This window comes from Streptomyces longisporus (assembly GCF_039532765.1).
Lineage (GTDB): Bacteria > Actinomycetota > Actinomycetes > Streptomycetales > Streptomycetaceae > Streptomyces > Streptomyces longisporus.
Map to the genome: position 1 here is coordinate 822,961 of NZ_BAAASG010000007.1, position 20,605 is coordinate 843,565.

General features: G+C 71.7%; 2 protein-coding genes. Both read left to right on the plus strand.

Annotated features, from left to right (window positions below; translation table 11 throughout):
- Positions 1-2: 2 nt before the first annotated feature.
- Positions 3-13,754, plus strand: coding sequence for an SDR family NAD(P)-dependent oxidoreductase (locus tag ABD355_RS15245; protein ID WP_344400811.1), 13,752 nt, complete (start codon positions 3-5; stop codon positions 13,752-13,754).
- Positions 13,751-20,605 (plus strand): SDR family NAD(P)-dependent oxidoreductase (locus ABD355_RS15250; RefSeq protein WP_344400812.1); only part of this gene is annotated, 6,855 nt, incomplete at its 3' end. The genes ABD355_RS15245 and ABD355_RS15250, both read left to right, overlap by 4 nt.

The window sequence follows — 20,605 nt, forward strand, 5'->3', positions numbered from 1 at the left end:
TCATGGACAGCCGGCTGGAACGGCTTCTGCTGGATCTCAAGGCCGATCGCGTCTCCAAGGAGTACGTCAAGCGGTACCTGAGGAACCTTCAGGGGCAGCCGGGTTCACCCGCGGGCGCCCCGGAAGCGGCGCCGTCGACCGAGCTGCTGCGGTGCCATCCGGTCTGGCGGGCCGCCGACGGACCCGCGACAGGCCGGAAGCCGGGACACGTGGTGCTCCTCGCCGGGCCGCCGGAACTGGAACACGCGCTGCGTCGGCAGGACGCGACGATCGACGTGCGCCTCCTGAGGTCCGCGGCCACCGGACTCGCGGACCGCTATGCCGACCTCGCGGGCCAGGTGCTCACCGCGCTCCGCTCGCTGGTCGGCGACCCGCACCTGCCCTCCACGCTGGTTCAGCTCGTCTGCTCCCTTCGAGGAGAGGACACCCTGCTGTCCGGCCTGATCGGCATGATCAGGAGTGCGGGTCTGGAGCACCCCGGGATCGTTCCCCAGTTGCTTCTCGTCGACCCGGCCGCCGGTCCGGAGCCCACCGCGCTCCAGATCCTGGCGAGTCGCGAACGCGGCGACGACCGTGTCGTGCGCTTCCGTGACGGCGTCCGTGAGGTACTGACCTGGCAGGAGCTGCCGAGTCCCGAGCACACGGCCCTGCCCTGGCGGGAAGGCGGCACGTACGTCGTCACCGGCGGTCTCGGCGGGCTCGGACTGATCTTCGCCCGTGACCTGCTGCGGTCCGTACGGAACACGTCCGTCCTGCTGAGCGGCCGCTCCGCACTCGACGGCGACCGGCGAGACCTGCTGGAGGGACTGCACCGTCCGCATGCGCGGGTCGAGTACACCCGGCTCGACGTGGCCGACCCGGACGCCGTCGAGGCGTATCTGGCCGACGTGCGGCGTGAGCACGGTGCCATCCACGGCATCATCCACTCCGCCGGGGTGCTCCGGGACGCCTTCGTGTCGCACAAGAGCGCCGAGGAACTGCGTGAGGTCCTCGCCCCGAAAACGGCCGGCACCCTCAACCTGGACGCCGCCAGCAAGGACGACGCACTCGATTTCTTCGCCCTGTTCTCCTCCACGGCGGCCGTCACGGGCAACGTCGGCCAGTCCGACTACGCCGCCGCCAACGCGTTCCTCGACGCGTTCGCGCACCACCGGGGCGGTCTGGTCGCGCAGGGCCTGCGTGCGGGGCGCAGCATCTCGCTCAACTGGCCGCTGTGGGCCGAGGGCGGGATGCGGGTCGACGCGGAGACGGAGCAGGCGCTGCGAGAACAGACGGGCATGCACGCCTTACACACCGAGTCGGGCATCAGGGTCTTCCACGAGTCAGTGGGGTCGGACCACTGCCAGGTGATGGCGGTCGAGGGCGACGGCCCGCGCATCCGCCGGACGCTGCTTGGGCAGCAGACGACCACCACCCGATCCGCCCCGGCCCCCACTCCCGTCCCCGCCGTCGCGGAGGACATCGACGACGAGGCGCTGCGCGACAGGATCGTCCGCAGGCTCGGGCAGATGCTCAGCACCGTCATCGGCCTCCCGGTCGCGAAGATCGACGCCCAGGTGCCGCTGGCGACCTACGGCATCGACTCCATCGTCGTCACCCGGCTCAACCGCAAACTCGCCGACGTCTTCCCGGATCTGCCCAAGACGCTGCTGTACGAGTTCAATTCCCTGGACGCACTCGCACGCCATCTCCTTGGGGCACACCGGCAGGGATGTCTGGACTGGACGGGGACCGAGAAGCCCCAGCAGGCCACCGCGGCACCGCGGCCGACGACCGCCTCCGCCACCGAGGCGCAGGCACCCGCCCCCGCCACCGTGCGGAAGGCGCCCGCGGCGGCCTCGACCACCGAGGACGCGGTCGCCGTCATCGGCATGAGCGGACGCTTCCCGATGGCCCGGAACCTGCGGGAGTTCTGGGAGAACCTGGCCACCGGACGGGACTGCGTCACGGAGATCCCCGAGGGCCGCTGGCCGCTGGAGGGCTTCTACCACCCCGACCGCGACGAGGCGGTGGCGGCAGGCCTGAGCTACGGCAAATGGGGCGGATTCCTGGACGGGTTCGACGAGTTCGACCCCCTCTTCTTCGCCATCTCGCCGCAGGAAGCCATGAGCATGGACCCGCAGGAGCGCCTGTTCCTGCAGGAGTCCTGGAACGCGCTGGAGGACGCCGGCTACACCCGGCAGCGCCTGGCCGACGCGCATCGCCGGAAGGTGGGCGTCTTCGCCGGCGTCTCGAAGACCGGGTTCGACCTGTACGGGCCCGAGCTGTGGAAACGGAACGAGAAGCTGCACCCCCTGACCTCGTTCGCCTCGGTGGCGAACCGGGTGTCGTACCTCCTCGACCTCACGGGGCCGAGTCTGCCGGTCGACACGCTCTGCTCGTCATCCCTGAGCGCCGTCCACGAGGCGATCCAGCACCTCCGCCGTGGCGAGTGCGACCTGGCCGTCGCGGGCGGGGTCAACCTCTACCTGCACCCGTCGAACTACACCCTGATGTCCAGCAAGCGGATGCTGTCGGACGACGGCAAGTGCCGCAGCTTCGGAGCCGGTGGCAACGGATTCGTGCCGGGCGAGGGTGTGGCCGTCGTCCTGCTCAAGCGGCTGTCCGACGCCGAGCGGGACAACGACAACATCCGGGCCGTCCTGCGGGGCAGCAGCGTCAACCACGGCGGCCGCACCAACGGCTACACGGTGCCCAGCCCGGTCGCGCAGGCCGAGGTCGTGCGCGAGGCGCTCACCCGCGCCGGCGTCTCCGCCGGCGAGGTGAGCTTCGTGGAAGCACATGGCACCGGCACCGAGCTGGGCGATCCGATCGAGATCGACGGGCTGACCCAGGCGTTCGCGTCGGACACCGGCTCCCGCCAGCACTGCGCCATCGGCTCCCTGAAGAGCAACATAGGTCACCTCGAAGCCGCCGCCGGCATCGCCGGGCTGCTCAAGGTCGTCCTCCAGATGGAACACGGGTCCATCGCGGCCGGTCTGCACGCGCAGGAGGCCAACCCCAACATCGACTTCACCCGGACGCCGTTCCGCCTCCAGCGGGAGACGACCGAATGGACGCGGCCTGCGATCGTGGGCCGCGACGGGCAGACGACGCAGGGCGACCGGATCGCCGGAGTGTCCTCGTTCGGCGCCGGCGGTTCCAACGCCCATGTCGTCGTGGCGGAGTACCGCCCAGCCGACCCGGCGCCCGCCTCCGCGCCTGAGGACGCCCCGCGACTGATCGTCCTCTCGGCGAAGGACACCGAGCGTCTGCGGGAGCGGGCCCGGGACCTGCTCGACTGGCTGCACTCACAGGCCCCGGCCACTCTCGACCTCGGCGCCGTCGCCCACACCCTTCAGCTCGGCCGTGAGGCGATGGACGCGCGGCTCGCGCTGTCCGTCGGCTCACCCGCCGAACTCACCCGGAAACTCGCCGCCTTCGTCGCCGGCGAGGAGGACATCGAGGACCTGCACCTCGGTAACGTCAAGGAGCACCGGGAGGCGCTCTCCGCTCTCGGCGACGACGGCGACATGGCCACGACCGTCGACCTGTGGATCGAGAAGGGCAAGTTCGACCGGCTGCTCGGTCTCTGGGTCAGGGGCCTGAGCGTCGACTGGGGCAAGCTGTACGGCCCCCGGCGCCCCCGGATGCTCCCGCTGCCCGGCTACCCCTTCGCCCGCGAGCGCTACTGGGTGGGCGACCTGACCGCGGAACCCGGCCCCGTCGACTCCGGCGCCGGCCGGCTCCACCCGCTCGTGCACACCAACACCTCCACCCTCGACGCCCAGCGCTTCGGCTCGTTCTTCTCGGGCGAGGAGCCCTTCCTCACCGACCATGTCGTCAACGGCCGCAAGGTGCTGCCTGCCGCCGCGTACCTGGAGATGGCCCGGGCCGCGCTGGATTCCTCGCTCGACGGACACACGGGTCGGACCGTGCTCCGCAACGTGGTGTGGGCCCAGCCCCTGACGGTCGCCGAGAATCCCGCACACCTCGTCACGACGCTGTACGCCGCGCAGGACGGGACGGACGGCGAGGTGGCCTTCGAGATCTCCGGCATTCCGGGAGGTGATCCCGGCGCGGAGGCCGTCGTCCACAGCCAGGGGACGGCACGGGCCCTCGCCGGCGCCGACGAGCAGGCGGCGGTGGACGTGGCCGCGTTGCGGGCGGCGTGCCGTGCCGCGCGGCTGGACGCCGAGGAGTGCTATCGCGTCTACCGGGCCATGGGTCTCGACTACGGTCCCGCGCACCGCGGCATCGAGAGCGTGGCGATCGGCGACGGGCAGGCGCTGGCACGGCTGCGACTGCCGTCCGGGACCACGGCGGACGCCGACGGGTACGTACTGCATCCGAGTCTGCTGGACGCCGCCCTGCAGTCCACCGTCGGACTGTTCGGCCGGGACGGCGACGACGGGCACTCCGCCCCCGCCACGCTCCACCTCCCCTTCGCCCTCGACGAGCTGGACGTCCTGGGACCGTGCACCCCGCAGATGTGGGCGTGGGTCCGGTACGGCGACGACGACCGGCCCGACCTCGGCGTCCGCAAGCTGGACATCGACCTCCTCGACGGCGACGGCGTGCCGCGCTGCCGCCTCCGGGGGCTCACCTCCAGGGCATACGCCGCGAACGAGTCCGTCGAGCGGGCCGGCGACACCCTCCCGCACCACGAGAAGGAGGCCCCGGCCATTGCGGCCGCCGAGGACGGCGGCTCTGTCCCGGCGGGCACGCTGGAGGAGCGGGCCCGCCGCTACCTGGTCGACTTCCTCGCCTCCGAGCTGCGCGTACCCGCCGAACGGATCGACCCCGACGACGCCCTCGAGCAGTACGGCATCGACTCGATCATGGCGATGAACCTGACCAACCGTCTGGAGGGGGTCTTCGGCTCGCTGTCCAAGACGCTCTTCTACGAGTACCAGAGCATCAGCGCCCTGTCCGGGTACTTCCTCGGTGCTCATCGGCCTCGCCTGGCCCAACTGCTCGCGGCGCAGGACCAGCAGAAGTCCGGCACCCCGGCGGACGCCGTCGCCCCCCGTGGCGCGCGCGGATCGGAGAACGTCCGCCGGACGACCACGCGGCGCGGCCGCCGGGAGCCGGTGGCCCTGGACACGGAGATCGCCGTCATCGGACTGGCCGGCCGCTACCCCCAGGCACGCAACACCCGGGAGTTCTGGCGGAACTTGGCCGAGGGCCGCGACAGCGTCACCGAAATCCCCGCCGACCGCTGGGACCACGGTCCCTACTTCGACCCGGACAGGAACGCGCCCGGAAAGACGTACACCAAGTGGGGCGGCTTCCTGGACGGTGTCGACCGCTTCGATTCGCTCTTCTTCAACATCTCCCCACGCGAGGCGGCGTTCATGGACCCGCAGGAGCGGCTGTTCCTGGAATGCGTGCACGAGACGCTCGAGGACGCGGGGTACACACGCCAGACGCTGAGCCACTGCGACGACCGCGGCCTGCCCGGCAACGTCGGCGTCTTCGTGGGGGTCATGTACGAGGAGTACCAGCTCTACGGTGCCCAGGAGCAGGCGCGCGGCCGTAACGTCACGCTGTCCGGCAGCGCGTCGACCATCGCCAACCGGGTCTCGTACGTCTTCGACCTGCACGGCCCGAGCCTGGCCGTCGACACCATGTGCTCGTCGTCACTCACCGCCCTGCACCTCGCCTGCCAGAGCCTGCGGGCCGGAGGCTGCGAACTGGCCGTCGCGGGCGGCGTGAACTTGTCGTTGCACCCCAACAAGTTCCTGATGCTCGGCAGCGGCAAATACGCGTCGAGCAAGGGCCGGTGCGAGAGTTTCGGACAGGGCGGCGACGGCTACGTCCCGGGCGAGGGTGTCGGTGCGGTCCTGCTCAAGCCGCTCGTCCGCGCCCGCGAGGACAACGACACCGTCTACGGGGTCATCAGGGCCACCTCGGTCAACCACGGCGGCAAGACCAACGGGTACTCCGTCCCCAACCCCCGCGCGCAGTACAACGTCATCGGCCACGCGCTCCGCGAGTCCGGCGTCGACGCGGCAGAAGTGAGCTACGTCGAGGCGCACGGAACCGGCACCTCGCTCGGAGACCCCATCGAGATCTCCGCACTGACCAGCGCCTTCCGCGAGTACACCGACCGGACGCAGTTCTGTGCGATCGGCTCGGTCAAGAGCAACATCGGGCACGCCGAGAGCGCGGCCGGCATCGCCGCGCTGACGAAGGTGCTGCTGCAGATGAAACACGGCCACATCGCGCCCTCCCTCCACTCCGAGGTGCTCAATCCCCACATCGACTTCGACGGCAGCCCCTTCCGCGTGGCACGGGAGCTGACACCGTGGAACCGGCCCACGGGCGTCGACGGCACCGTGATCCCGCGGATCGCCGGCATCTCGTCCTTCGGTGCGGGAGGCTCCAACGCCCACGTCATCGTCGAGGAGTACCTGCCGTCTCCCAGGCCCACCGACGGTCCCCCTCCGGGGAGCGGCCCCGCCGCCGTCGTCCTGTCCGCGCGGACGGACGCGGGCCTGCGCGCCCAGGCCGATCAGCTGCTGCGCTGGACGACCGAGGAAGAGGGCGCCACGGCCGAGCTCGCGGACATCGCCCACACCCTCCAGTCAGGCCGGGAGGCGTACGAGGAACGCCTCGGACTGGTCGCGGCGACGACCGGTGAACTCGCCGCGAAACTGAGGGCGTTCCTGGACGGCGAGACCGGGATCACCGACGTGTACCGGGACCGGGCGGAACGCCGGCAGGGCACCTCGGCCGCCCTCATGGCCGACGCGGACCGGACACGGACACTGGACGCGGCGCTCGCGCGGCGCGCGTATGGCGAGGTCGTGAGGCTGTGGACGACCGGTCTCGCGGTGGACTGGATGAAGCTCCACGACGCGTCCGCGTCGGCACCGCGCCGCATATCGCTGCCGACCTACCCCTTCCAGGGGGAGCGCCACTGGCTGGCCGACGGCACCGCGGCCGACCAGGACCGGGCGGCGGGCCCGGCGCGGCTCCATCCGCTCCTGCACGCCAACACCTCCACTCTCCAGGGGCAGCGCTACACATCGGTCTACACCGGCGAGGAGTTCTTTCTGCGGGACCACCGGGTCGGGGGCAGGCCCGTGCTGTCGGGTGCCGCCTGTCTGGAGCTGGCGCGCGCCGCCGTGGAGGCCTCGCTCGACGAGCCGTACCCCGTCACGAAGATCCGCAACGTCGTCTGGGCACGGCCGCTGACCCTGCACGAGCCGGGGCTGACCGTCCACGTCCGCCTGCGGCCCCAGGAACCCGGCGAGGTCGGATTCGAGATCCTCGTGCCCGGCGACCCGGCGGCCGGAACCGCCGATGTGGTCCACTGCGAGGGCGTGGTCCACGTGACCCCGCAACCCGCGACCCCGAACGCCGACCTCCGCGTCGACCTGTCACGACTGCGTGAGGAGTGCCGGACCCCCGGACCCGATGCCGACGCGCTGTACGCGACCGCCGAGGCGCGCGGTATCGGTTACGGCCCGGGACATCGAGGCGTCCAGCGTCTGTGGACGGGCGCGGGACAGGTCCTGGCCCGGATCGCGCTGCCGCCGGCCGTGCGGGACACCCAGGACGCCTACGGCCTCCATCCGTCGACGGTGGACGCCGGGCTGCAGGCATGCGCGGGCCTGCTGTCCGAGGTTTCCGGGGAGGAACCGCTGCTGCTGCCGTTCGCCGTGGACGAGGTCGAGATCCTCGGTCCCTGCCCACCCGAGGCGTGGGCCTGGGTGCGGGACGGCGCGGGCCGGGAGGGCGACCGCTCGCGTCACGTCGACATCGACCTGTGCGACGACGACGGGCGGGTCGGTCTCCGGCTCAAGGGCGTGGCCCTGCGCGCCCACACGGCGGCGACGACACCCCGGGAGCTGTTCGCCGTACCCCACTGGGTGACCGCGGACCCGGCGCCGGCCACCGCTCCGGTGCCCGAGGGCCTGGTACTGGTCGTGGACCTCCCCGACGTCGCCGCGGCCCTCGAGGCGCGGGACACCGCGCGCGTGGTCCGGCTGGCATCGAGCGCCACGGACGTCGGCCGCCGCTACACCGACCACGCGCTGCGGGTCTTCGACGAGGTCAAGCGGCTGCTCGGTGAGCCTGCCCACCAGCCGGTCAGGGTCCAACTCGTCGCCCCGGCCGTCGAGGCGTCGCTGTGGACGGGGCTGGCCGCCATCCTGAGGTCGGCCGGGCTGGAGAATCCGCGGCTGCTCGGCCAGATGGTGCTGGTGGACCCGCAGGACGCTCCGGAGCGTGCCGCGTCCCGCGTGACGGCGGACCGCGCGGCGCTCGCGGACTTCGGTGTGCGGTACCTCGGCGGCCTCCGCCAGGTCCTGAAGTGGCGCGAGGAGGACGTCGACCGCCGTACGGCCGTCAGGCCCTGGAAGGACGGGGGCGTCTATCTGATCACCGGGGGAGCCGGCGGCCTCGGCACGGTCTTCGCCCACGACATCGCCCAGCGGGCCCACGGCGTCCGGATCGTGATCGCCGGCCGCGCGCCCCGCGACGCGAGGAAGGACACCCTGCTGGAACGGCTGCGGGAGCACGGCGCGGAGACGGTCTACGTCCAGGCCGACGTGGCGGTCAGGGACGACGTCGTGAGGCTCGTGCGGGAGACCCGGGAGCGGTACGGCCGGATCGACGGGATCCTGCACGCCGCCGGGCTCACCAGCGACGCGTTCGTCATCAAGAAGGACGCGGACGAGTTCTCCCGGGTGCTGGCACCGAAGGTCTTTGGATTGGTGCACCTGGACGAGGCCACGCAGGATGCAGACCTCGACTTCCTGGTCGCCTTCTCCTCGGTCGCAGGGGCCCTGGGCAACGTCGGGCAGGCCGACTACGCGGCCGCGAACGCGTTCATGGACGCCTTCGCGGCGCACCGCAACGCGCTGGTGGCCCGGGGCGAGCGGTGGGGGAGGACCCTGTCGGTCGGCTGGCCCCTGTGGGCCGACGGCGGGATGGGTGTCGACGCGACGACCGAGCGGTCGCTGCGCGAACGCTTCGGGCTCGTGCCGCTGCCGGACAAGGACGGGCTGCGGTCCCTGTACCTGGCCCTGGCGTCGCCGTACGACCAGGTGATGGTGGTCTCGGGCGATCGCCCGAGGATCGCGCGGACCCTGCTCGCCGGACATCTCGTGGACGGTCCCGCGCCCCGGTCCCTGCCCTCGCCGGATGCCGCAGGGGCGGAAATCCCCGACGCGAACGGTGAGGCAGCGCCCGCGGAGGCCGGCGACGCGGACACGGTGGCTGTGTCCGCGGACGTCCCGGACCGGAACAGGACGGCTGGGCTCGCGGAAGGACCGGACGAGACCACCGCACAGCAGGCCGTGGCCTACTTCAAGCGGCTCCTGGCATCGGTCATCGACCTGCCCGCCGACAGGATCGACTCCGAGGCACCGCTGGAGGACTACGGCGTCGACTCCGTCATGACCATGGAGATGACCCGCGCCCTCGAGGAAGTCTTCGGCCCGCTCCCGAAGACCCTGTTCTTCGAGCACCGGACCATCACCGCTCTGACCGGCCACCTTCTCCAGACCCGTCCTCGGCAGGTCGTGGAGCTTCTCCCCCCGGGAGGCGGGGTCCGGAAGGTTCCAGCCGCCGCTCCCGGCGCCCCTGAGCGGCCCGTCCTGGGGGCGGGACGCGCCTGGCCCGTGCCCTCCGCGGCACCGGCCGGACGTACGGACGACCCCGCCCCGGTCGCGGCGACCGGCGACACGGCGATCATCGGCCTGGCAGGCCGCTACCCGCAGGCGCGTGACGTGCGGGAATTCTGGCAGAACCTCGCCGCGGGCAAGGACTGCGTCACCGAGATCCCGGGTGAGCGCTGGGACCACAGGCGCTTCTTCGATCCGCGCAAGGGGGCACCGGGCAAGTCCTACAGCAAGTGGGGCGGCTTCCTGGACGGCGTCTACGATTTCGACCCGCAGTTCTTCAACATCTCGCCGCGCGAGGCGGAGATCATGGACCCGCAGGAGCGGCTGTTCCTGCAGTGCGTGCACGAGACGCTCGAGGACGCCGGGTACGTCCGGGACACCGGCAAGGACCGCACGGGCAACCTGCTCGATGGCCGCGTGGGTGTGTTCGTCGGAGTGATGTACCAGGAGTACCAGCTCCACAGCGCCCTGGCGCACGATGCCGGTGCGGTGCCGATCGTTTCTGGCAGCTCCGCCTCCGTCGCGAACCGGGTGTCCCATGTGTTCAACTTCCGCGGCCCCAGCATGAGCGTCGACACGATGTGCTCGTCGTCGCTGATGGCCGTTCATCTGGCCTGCCGGAGCCTGGAGTCGGGCGACTGCGACACGGCGGTCGCCGGCGGAGTCAATCTCTCGCTGCACCCGAACAAGTACCTGCTCCTGAGCCAGGGCCGTCTTGCGTCGAGCGACGGTCGCTGCGCCGGCTTCGGCGCCGGAGGCGACGGCTACGCGCCGGGAGAGGGCGTCGGCGCGATCCTGCTCAAGCCGCTGGCCAGAGCCATCGCGGACGGCGACCGGATCTACGGAGTCATCAAGGGCACCGCCGCCAACCACCGTGGCAGGACCAGCGGTTACTCGGTACCGGAACCGGTGGGGCAGGCCGAGGTCATCGGCGAGGCCTTGCGGCGGGCGGGCGTGAGCGCAAGGGACGTGAGCTACATCGAGGCGAACAGCGTCGGCACCTCCCTGGGCGACCCGATCGAGATCGCCGGCCTGTGCAAGGCGTTCGAGCCCTACACCGACGAGCGGGGGTTCTGCGCCATCGGATCGGTGAAGAGCAACATCGGGCACGCAGAGAGCGCGGCCGGCATCGCCGCCATCACCAAGGTTCTGCTCCAGCTCCAGCACGGTCGTCTGGCCCCGTCCCTGCACGCCTCCACGCTCAACCCGCACATCGACTTCGAGCGGACCCCCTTCGTGGTGCAGCGAGACCCCGCCGAGTGGCCGGCCCCCGTGTCGGAGGACGGCACGCGCGGCGCGCTGCCGCGCGTCGCGGGCGTGTCCGCGTTCGGGGCGGGCGGCTCCAACGTCCACGTCGTGATGGCGGAGTACGTCCCCGACAGCCCCCCGCAGCCTTCGCCGGCCGGCACCGACCCGCGTGCCGTGATACCGCTGTCCGCCCGCACGACCGTGCAGCTGAAGGCGCGGGCCGAGCAACTGGTGGAGTGGCTGGGCCGCCCCGAGAACGCAGACCTCGCGCTCGCGGACGTCGCCTACACCCTGCAGGTCGGCCGCGAGGCACGGGAGGAACGCCTCGGTGTCGTCGCCTCCTCCGTGCCCGACCTGGTCGAGAGGCTCGGTCGGTTCCTGGCGGACGACTTCGCGGGCGGTGAGATCGTCCGCGGTTCGATCACCGGTGCCGCCCGGACGCTGACGTTGTTCGCGTCGGACTCCGACCTCGACGTGATGATCGCGGCGTGGGCCGAGAAGGGGAAGTACGAGAAGCTGCTCGAACTGTGGGTCAACGGTGTGCCCGTGAGCTGGCGGTCCCTCCACGGCACCGCGACTCCGCGGCGGGTCGCGCTGCCGGCCTACCCCTTCGCGGCCGAGCGGTACTCCGCCTTCGACGGCCTGTCCGCCGCCGAGCGGTCCGTGCCCGTCGGACCGACGCCGCTGCATCCGCTGGCGCAGGTCAACACGTCCGACTTCACCGAACAGCGCTTCACCTCCGTCGTGACCGGAGAGGAACGCTTCCTCGGCGAACGCACCGCTCGCCTCGTGCCCGGCGTGGCCTTCCTGGAGATGGCCGTGGCCGCGAGCTGCCTCAGCAACCGGGCCGTCGTCGACCCCTCGGCGCCGGTCGTGCTGCGCGACATCGTGTTCACGCAGCCGCTCGATCCTGGTGAGGGCCTGCGCGAGGTGCACGTCGGACTGCGCCCGGAGGACGACGGCGACATCAGGTTCCGGATCACGAGCACACCACCGGACGGGGACGGCGACTCCGACGCCGTCGAGCACGGCAACGGGGTCCTCTTCTTCGCGGACGGTTCCGAGGAGACCGTGCTCGACCTGCCCGCACTGCGCAGGGCCTGCCAGGCCTCCGGCCCGACCGACGAACAGTACGACGAGCGCCACCACGCCGGCGGAGCGCAGGAGCCCGCGTACCGCGCCCTCCGCAGCGTCCGGACGGGACCCGGGCAAGCCCTCGTCCAACTCGCGCTGCCGGATCCGGTGCGTGACACCGAGGACGGTCTCGTGCTGCACCCGGGCCTGCTCGACGCCGCGGTGCAGGCGTGCTCCGACGCCCTCGGCGGGTCCGGGCGGGAGCGTGCGCACGACGGGGGTGGACCGGCGGTGGTCCGCGCCATCGAGGAAGTCCTCGTTCTCGATGCCTGCACGCCCTCGATGTGGGCCTGGGTCCGGCCCGGCGCACAGCGGGCCGGCCACGCGCAGGTCCCCGGATTCGACCTCGACCTGGCCGACGAGCAGGGCCGGGTCCGCGTCCGGATCGGCGGACTCTCGATCGATCGGGCCGCGTCCGACCGCGACGCCCCTGGGGCGGCCGAGCTCGGTCCCGCCGCCGAAACCCGGGACACGACCTCTGCCGAAGGGACGGAAGCCCGCGCCGGACAGCCGGTCCTGCTGCGCCGACAGTGGCGATCCCGCCCCGTACCGGCACGACCGTCCGGCCTCTCCGGCGCGCGCCCGGCCGTGCTCCTCGCCGGACTGCCCGAACTGGAGCCCCTCCTGCGGGGCGACGACGCCGATGTGTTCCTCCTGACCAGCGCGGACGATGCCCCGGACAGCCGGTACACCGCTTACGGCCGGCAGGTTCTGGGGCACCTGCGCTCCCTCGCACGCGAAGCCACCGGGCGGCACCATGTCCAGCTGGTGGTTCCCGGCACGCCCGACGCGATGCTGCTCTCCGGACTCGCGGCCGTTCTCAGGACGGCCGGCCTGGAGAACCCGGCCGTCACCGGACAGCTCGTCGTGCTGGACCGCACGGACTCCCCTGAACGCGCCGTGTCGCGGATCCGCGAGAACCTCGGCTGCCCCGAGGAGACGCTCGTGCGGTACGTGGAAGGCCGCCGCGAGATACCTGTCTGGGCCGAGTACGAGGCCCCGACCGGTCCTCACACGCTGCCCTGGAAGGAGAACGGGGTCTATCTCGTCGCAGGCGAATCAGGTGTGCTCGAACGTGCCGTCGCGCGGGAGATCGCCACGCAGACCAGGAACGCGACCGTCATCCTCGTCGGCCGTTCCCTTCTGGACCCCGAGTCCCGCGAGGCGTCGGGGAAGCGGGCGGCCGGCGGCGCGGTGTGCTACGAGCGAGCCGACATCTCCAGCCCTTCCGAGGCCGACGCGCTCGTCGCGCGGATCCTGGAGCGCCACCGGGGGATCGATGGAGTCGTCCTCGCTGCCCAAAGCGCCGGCGGGGCGCTCATCGCCGACACGCCGGACCGCGCCTTCCTGGACGGCCTGACCGCAAGGGCGGCGGGTGTGGTGAACGTGGACGCGGCGACCCGGTCGCTCCCGCTGGACTTCTTCGTGACGTTCTCCTCTCCTTCCGGGGTGGACGGCGGCGTCGGCCAGGTCGACGGCGCCGCGGCCCATGCCTTCCTGGACGCCTACGCGGGGTACCGGCAGCACCTCGTCGCCGGCGGCGAGCGGTCCGGGCACAGCCAGTCCGTCATCTGGCGGTCGCGGGGCGACGGCCTGCCGGAGGCCTCGGACATGGGGGACTTCCACCGGATCCTGCGCTCCGAGCACAGCCAGGTGAGGGTCTCGGCTCCTCCTGCCGGCCGCACCCGGGGTGACACCCCGGCCCCGACGCAGCGGCACTTCCCCGCTTTCTCCACCGATGGGACGGACTCGTGACGCACTACGACAGCGATCTGCTCGAGGAGAAGGCGAGCGCGTACCTCGAGCGCCTGCTCTCCGAGATCGCCAAGCTCCCCCTCGCCCGGGTCGACGCCCGGGCGGCCTTCGAGAGCTTCGGTATCGACTCGGTCATGGCGATGACCATGACGGCGCGGATGGAAGCAGTCTTCGGGTCGCTGCCCAGCACCCTGTTCTTCGAGTTCGGTACGCCCCGCGAGCTGGCCCGCCACCTGGTCGCCACCCGGAGGTCCGACGTGGCGGCTCTCCTCGGGGAGAACACGACGAACACGACGGACGCGACGGACACGGCGGCCCTGCCCGCCGGTGCGGCCGCGCCCCGTACCGGTGCCCGGCCCACGGGTTCCCTGCGACGCAAACCCCTGTCGTCGACGAGGTGGTCCGTGCGGCAGACCGAGACGCCCCAGCCGCGGGCGTCCCTGCCCGCGCCCGCTCTCCCCGAGCGGCAGGGGCTGGACGTCGCGATCATCGGACTGGCCGGGCGCTACCCCCAGGCCCGCACCCTCGACGAGTTCTGGGCGAACCTGGCCGCCGGACGCGACTGCGTCACCGAGATACCGGCCGACCGGTGGGACCATCGGACGTACTTCGACCCGGACCCCGATGCGCCCGGCAAGACGTACAGCAGGTGGGGCGGATTCGTGGACGGCGTCGACGAGTTCGACCCGCTGTTCTTCAACATCTCGCCCGTCGAAGCGGAGCGGATGGACCCTCAGGAGCGCCTTTTCCTGCAGTGCGTCCACGAGACGGTGGAGGACGCCGGGTACACCCCGGACCGGCTGAAAGCGCCGACGGACTCCGGCCGCAGCCCCGCGATCGGCGTCTACGTCGGCGTCATGTACTCGGAATACCAGCTGTACGGAGCCCAGGAGCAGGTCCTCGGCAACCCGGTGACCGTGTCCGGGAACATCTCGGCCGTCGCCAACCGGGTCTCGTACTTCTTCGACTTCCAGGGTCCGAGCCTGAGCGTCGACACCATGTGCTCCTCGTCGCTGACCGCCATCCAGCTGGCGTGTCAGAGCATCCGGGCCGGTGTCTGCGACATGGCGATCGCCGGCGGGGTCAATGTGTCGGTGCATCCCAACAAGTACCTGCTCCTCGGCCGGAGCCGCTTCGTCTCCAGCACCGGCCGGTGCGAGAGCTTCGGCGAGGGGGGCGACGGATATGTACCGGGCGAAGGCGTGGGCGCCGTCCTGCTGAAGCCCCTGGAGCGGGCCGTACGGGACGGGGACCACATCCACGGGGTCATCCGGGGCGTCGCCGTCAACCACGGGGGAAGGACGAACGGCTACTCCGTCCCCAGCCCCGCCACCCAGGCCCGGGTGATCACCGACGCGTGGCGACAGGCCGGCATCGACCCGAACGCGGTCGGCTACATCGAGGCGCACGGCACCGGCACCGCGCTCGGGGACCCCATCGAGGTCGCCGGACTCACCCGTGCCTTCCGCGAGCACGTCCGCGACGAGCGGGTCTGCGCGATCGGTTCGGTCAAGAGCAACATCGGCCATGCCGAGAGCGCCGCCGGCATCTCCGGGCTCACCAAGGTGCTGCTCCAGATGAAGCACGGGAAGATCGCCCCTTCGATCCACTCCACCGAAACGAACCCGAACATCGATTTCGACAGCACCCCCTTCACGGTCCAGCAGACCCTCGCCGACTGGACGCGGCCGGTCGTCAGCGTCGACGGCGAGGAACGCGAGCTCCCTCGGACCGCCGGCATCTCCTCCTTCGGGGCGGGCGGTACCAATGCGCACCTGGTCCTCGAGGAGTACCGGCCGGACCCGGACGACACGCCGGACCTCCCCGCCTCCGGCCCCGTCCCGGTCGTCCTGTCGGCCCGCACCACCGAGCAGCTGAAGCAGAGAGCGGCGCAGCTCGCGGACTGGATCGAGCGGAAGAACCTCTCGACCGGTGACCTGCCCGCGCTCGCCCACACCCTCCAGGTGGGGCGTGAGGCCATGCGGGAGCGGCTCGGTCTCGTCGTGGCCGCCATGCCGGACCTGATCGTCCGGCTCCGGGACTTCGCCGAAGGACGCCAGGACGCAGAGGGGCTGGTCCGCGGCAGGTCGCGCCCGTCGGCAGCCGGCACGGGCGTGTCCGAAGCACTCGCCCGGCGGGACCTCGCGGCACTGCTGGCGCTGTGGGCCGAGGGCGGCACCGTCGACTGGCACGCCCTGCACGGGAGCCGGTGCCCGGCCCGCATCGCCCTGCCCTCCTACCCCTTCGCCAGGAACCGGTACTGGATCGACACCACGCGCTCGGCAGCGGCCCTCGCCGGGCGCGGGACGACGGCGCCGTACGACGCCGTGGCGACCGGTGACGAACGGACTTCGGCCCCCCTCCTCTTCACGGAGTCCTGGGAGCCGGAGCCGCTGCCCGCAGGCCGCCGGGCCGATGCGCCGCGCACCCTGGTCTGTCTCTGCCCCGACCCGGCGGACCGGGCCGAGGCGGCACGTATCGCCGGCGAGCTGGACGCCGACGTCACCCTGCTGTTCGTCACGCGGGGAGAGGGGTTCGCCCGGACGTCCGACCACTCCTACGAAGCCGATCACCGGAACCCGGACGACTACGTCCGGGTGTTCGAGGACATCCGGTCGCGGTACGGCGCGGTCGACGGCGTCCTGAACCTGTGGTCCCTGGACGACGCGGCGGAGCCCGGCTCATACACCGTCACGGTGCATCTTCTGGGGGCGATCGCCGCATCGGGGCTGCCGGTGGGGCATGTCCTGCAGGCCGGAGAGTTCCGCGACGGCGTCGAGCGGGCGTACGCGGAGTCGTGGCTCGGCTTCGACCGCTCCCTCGAGCGGGCGCTTCCCGGCGTGCGGTTCTCCGCGATCCTGGAGGAGGTCCAGGACATCCCGGGCAGGGCGCCCCGCGGCGTCTGGTTCGAACGCCTGTGGAACGAGTGGACGGCCGGGACGTCCGGCAGCGCGCTGTACCGCGCCGGTGTGCGCCATGTCAGCCGGGTTCTGCCGAGTCCGGCCGGGACCGGCCGGCACCGCCTCAGGCCGCACGGCACCTACCTCGTCACGGGGGGCACCGGCGGCCTGGGCCTCCTGCTCGCCGAGCACCTGGCCAGGAACTGGTCGGCGCGCCTGGTGCTGACCGGGCGCTCACCCCTCGACGACCGCAAGCGGCGCAGCATCGCGCGGATCGAGTCACTGGGCGGCGAAGTCCTGTACCGACAGGCCGATGTTGCCGACCGGCAGGCCATGCGGGAGACGGTGGCCGCGGCGCGCGAGCGGTTCGGCCCGGTCCACGGCGTCGTCCACGCCGCCGGCGTCGCAGAGAGCGGCTCGCTCACCACCGGTGACGACCGATCCTTCCGGGACGTTCTCTGCGCCAAGGTGGACGGCACGCGCGTGCTCGACGACGTCCTGGCCGCGGAACCCCTCGACTTCGTCTGCTACTTCTCGTCCACCTCGGCCGTCCTCGGCGACTTCGGCGGCTGTGCCTACGCGGTGGCCAACCGCTTCCAGACGTCCTACGCGCGCCATCGCGACGAGCGGGTGCGCCAAGGAGCGTCGTCCGGTGCCTCGGTCGCCATCAACTGGCCTCTGTGGAGCGGTGGCGGCATGGGGTTCGATGACGCGGCGGGCATCGACCTGTACCTCTCCACCAGCGGGCTGCGTCTGCTGGGGGAGGCCGAGGGCCTCGCGCTCTTCGAACGCCTCCTGGGCCTGGACGAGCCACAGCAGATCGTCATGGTCGGCGATCCGGTACGCATACGGCGCATGCTCGACGCGGACCCCACGCCGGCGGCCCCCCGACCCGAGGTCCGCCCCGCCGCACCAGCCCCCCGCGCGGGCGTCACCCGCTCCGCGGACATCTCGAACACGGAGGGACGGCAGGTCATGTCGGCCAGGGAGAAGACGGAGGGCAGGCAGGACACGGACGTCGAGGCGCTGGTGCTCTCGACCCTCAGGACGGCGATCGTCGACGTACTGCGGGTGCCCCGCGAGCAGATCCACGCCGACGAGAACTTCTCCGAGCTCGGGTTCGACTCGGTGAGCCTGGTCAAGCTGGCCAGGGCCCTGGGCGAGAGCCTCGCTGTCGAGGTGCTGCCCTCCGTCTTCTTCTCGCACTCCACCCCGGAGAAGCTGGTCGCCCACCTGGCCGCGGAACACGGGGAGGCACTGATCCGGCACCGCGCCGAGCCGGCAGCGGCCCCGGCCACCGGCGCCGCGCCTTCCGTGACCCCGGAGGCGGAGGCCCCCGTCACCGCGGCCGAGGCCAGGGCCGCGTCCGCTCCGGCACTGCGCTCCACCGCGGACACGAAGCCTGAACCGATCGCCGTCATCGGCATGAGCGGCCGTTTCCCCGCAGCCCGGACCGTCGACGAGTTCTGGGAGAACCTCCTGCAGGGCAAGGACGCGCTGTCACCCGTCCCGGCGGACCGGCAGGCCGACTGGCAGGGCCCCGAGACCGGGTGTCGGGAGGCCGTCCGCTGCGGCTTCGTCCCGGGAGTCGCGGAGTTCGATGCCGCGTTCTTCGAGATATCGCCGCGCGAGGCACGCACCATGGACCCGCGTCAGCGGCTGCTGCTCCAGGAGACCTGGAGTGCCCTGGAGGACGCGGGCTACGGAGAACGGCGGCTGCGCGCCGGGACGATCGGCATGTTCGTCGGTGCCGAACAGGGCGACTACGCCGAGCTGACCGGGGGAGAGGGCGGCATCACCGCCCAGCACGAGGCGATCATGGCCGCGCGCCTGGCCTACCTCCTCGACTTCTCCGGCCCGGTGCTGACTGTCAACACCGCCTGTTCCTCGGGACTGACGGCCGCTCACCAGGCATGCGCGAGCCTGCGCGGCGGCGAGTGCGACACCGCGGTGGTCGCCGCCGTCAACCTGGCGACCACCGGACGCGGCCTCACCGAGATGGGCAAGTCGGGGATGCTCTCCGAGAGCGGAGTCTGCCGCGCCTTCGACAAGCGGGCCGACGGCATGGTCCTCGGTGAGGCGGTCCCTGCCCTCGTCCTCAAGCGCCTGTCCCGGGCGGAGGCCGACGGCGACCGCGTCCTGGCCGTCATCCGCGGCAGCGGCATGAACTACGACGGCCGGACCAACGGCATCACCGCTCCGAACGGGGCGGCCCAGACGCGGCTCTACCGGCAGGTCTACGAGCGGCACGGGATCGACCCCGAGCGCATCGAGCACATCGTGGCCCATGGCACAGGAACACAGCTCGGCGACCCGGTCGAGGTGAACGCCCTGAACGAGGCGTACCGGGAACGAACGGACAAGAGGAACTTCTGCGCACTGACCTCCACCAAGACCGGTGTCGGTCACACTCTGGCCGCGTCCGGGCTGGTCAGTCTGATCGCCCTCGTCCAGTCGGTACGGCACGGCATCGTCCCGGCGAGCCTGAACTGCGACCAGGACAGCGACTACATCGCGTGGAAGGACAGCCCCTTCTACGTCAACAAGGTGACCAGGCCCTGGCCGGCCGGCTCCACGGGAACGAGACTCGGCGCGGTCAGCTCCTTCGGCATGAGCGGAACCAACGTCCACATGGTGGTGGAGAGCTATCCCGAGCCTGTCCGCCCGGCCCCGGCGACCGAGGCCCCGGCTCTGCTGCTGCTCCTGTCCGCCAAGACCGCGGAGGGACTGCACAGGCGCATCCAGGAGCTGCGGTCAGCCCTCGCGCAAGGAGAACTCGACCACCAGCGGCTGCGGGACACGGCCTACACGCTCCTGGAGGGCAGGCAGCACTTCGCCCACCGCTGCTCACTGGTCGTCAGCGGTGCCGACGACGTCCTCTCCGTGCTGGCTGCGGCCGAGAGCGGGCGGGACCATCCCATGGTCGGACGCGGCGAAGCACCACGCGACCAGGACCGCTCGCTGTTGGACGTCCAGGCGGGAGCGCTGCTGGACGTGCTCCGGACACCCGGCGTACCGGCGGAGCGGTACCAGGAGGTGTGTTCCGCCCTGGGCGAGCTCTACTGCCGGGGCGCCTTCCCGGACTGGTCGTCGGTGTTCACGCCCGACAGGCCGCGGATCATCTCGCTGCCCGGCTATTCCTTCGCGCGCTCGCCGCACTGGGCCACCGACGGGCGTGATGCTCCGGCACGGCCGGCCGCGCGGAAGTTCGCCCCGGCACCCTCGGCACCCTCGACGCCCTCGGCTCTCCCGGCACAGGACCCGAGGAAGCCCGCCGCACCGAGGGCCGTTCCCGGGAAGCGCCGGATCCGGCTCCAGGACCCGGGCGCAGCGGCAGTCCCGACGACGGCTCCGCTGGGCAAGCCCCGGAACGTCGTACTGACCGACACAGGTGAGAAGACGAGGCGGACGGTTCCTCCGGCATCTCCGGTTCCGCCGGCTCTTCCGGTTCCCCCGGCCCCGACGCTGCCTGCTCCGGCGGCCGCGTCAGGTCGGGGCGGTGCGTCGGGACGTTCTTCGCGTGTGTTGCGGGAGGAGTTGCGGGCGGGGCTCGCTGCGGTGTTGTTCCTGTCGGAGAGCGAGGTCGATCCGCGGCGCAATTTCGTGGAATTGGGTCTGGACTCCATCATCGGGGTGGAGTGGGTGAAGTCGATCAACAAGGCGTATGGCACGTCGTTGACGGCGACGCGGTTGTACGACTACCCGTCGGTGATGGAGTTGGCTGCTTATGTCGAGCAGTTGATGCCGGCGGGGGAGGCTGTTTCCTCGGAGCCGGAGCCGGAGCCGGAGCCGGAGCCGGAGCCGGAGCCGGAGCCGGAGCCTGTTGCCGCGCCCCGGTTCGAGGGGCTCCCGGCCGCGGCCGAGCCCGCGTCGCCGGGACGTTCTTCGCGTGTGTTGCGGGAGGAGTTGCGGGCGGGGCTCGCTGCGGTGTTGTTCCTGTCGGAGAGCGAG

Excerpts from the sequence above, each read along its gene's own strand:
- ABD355_RS15245 (WP_344400811.1), top strand. The coding sequence starts at position 3 with ATGGACAGCCGGCTGGAACGGCTTCTGCTGGATCTCAAGGCCGATCGC.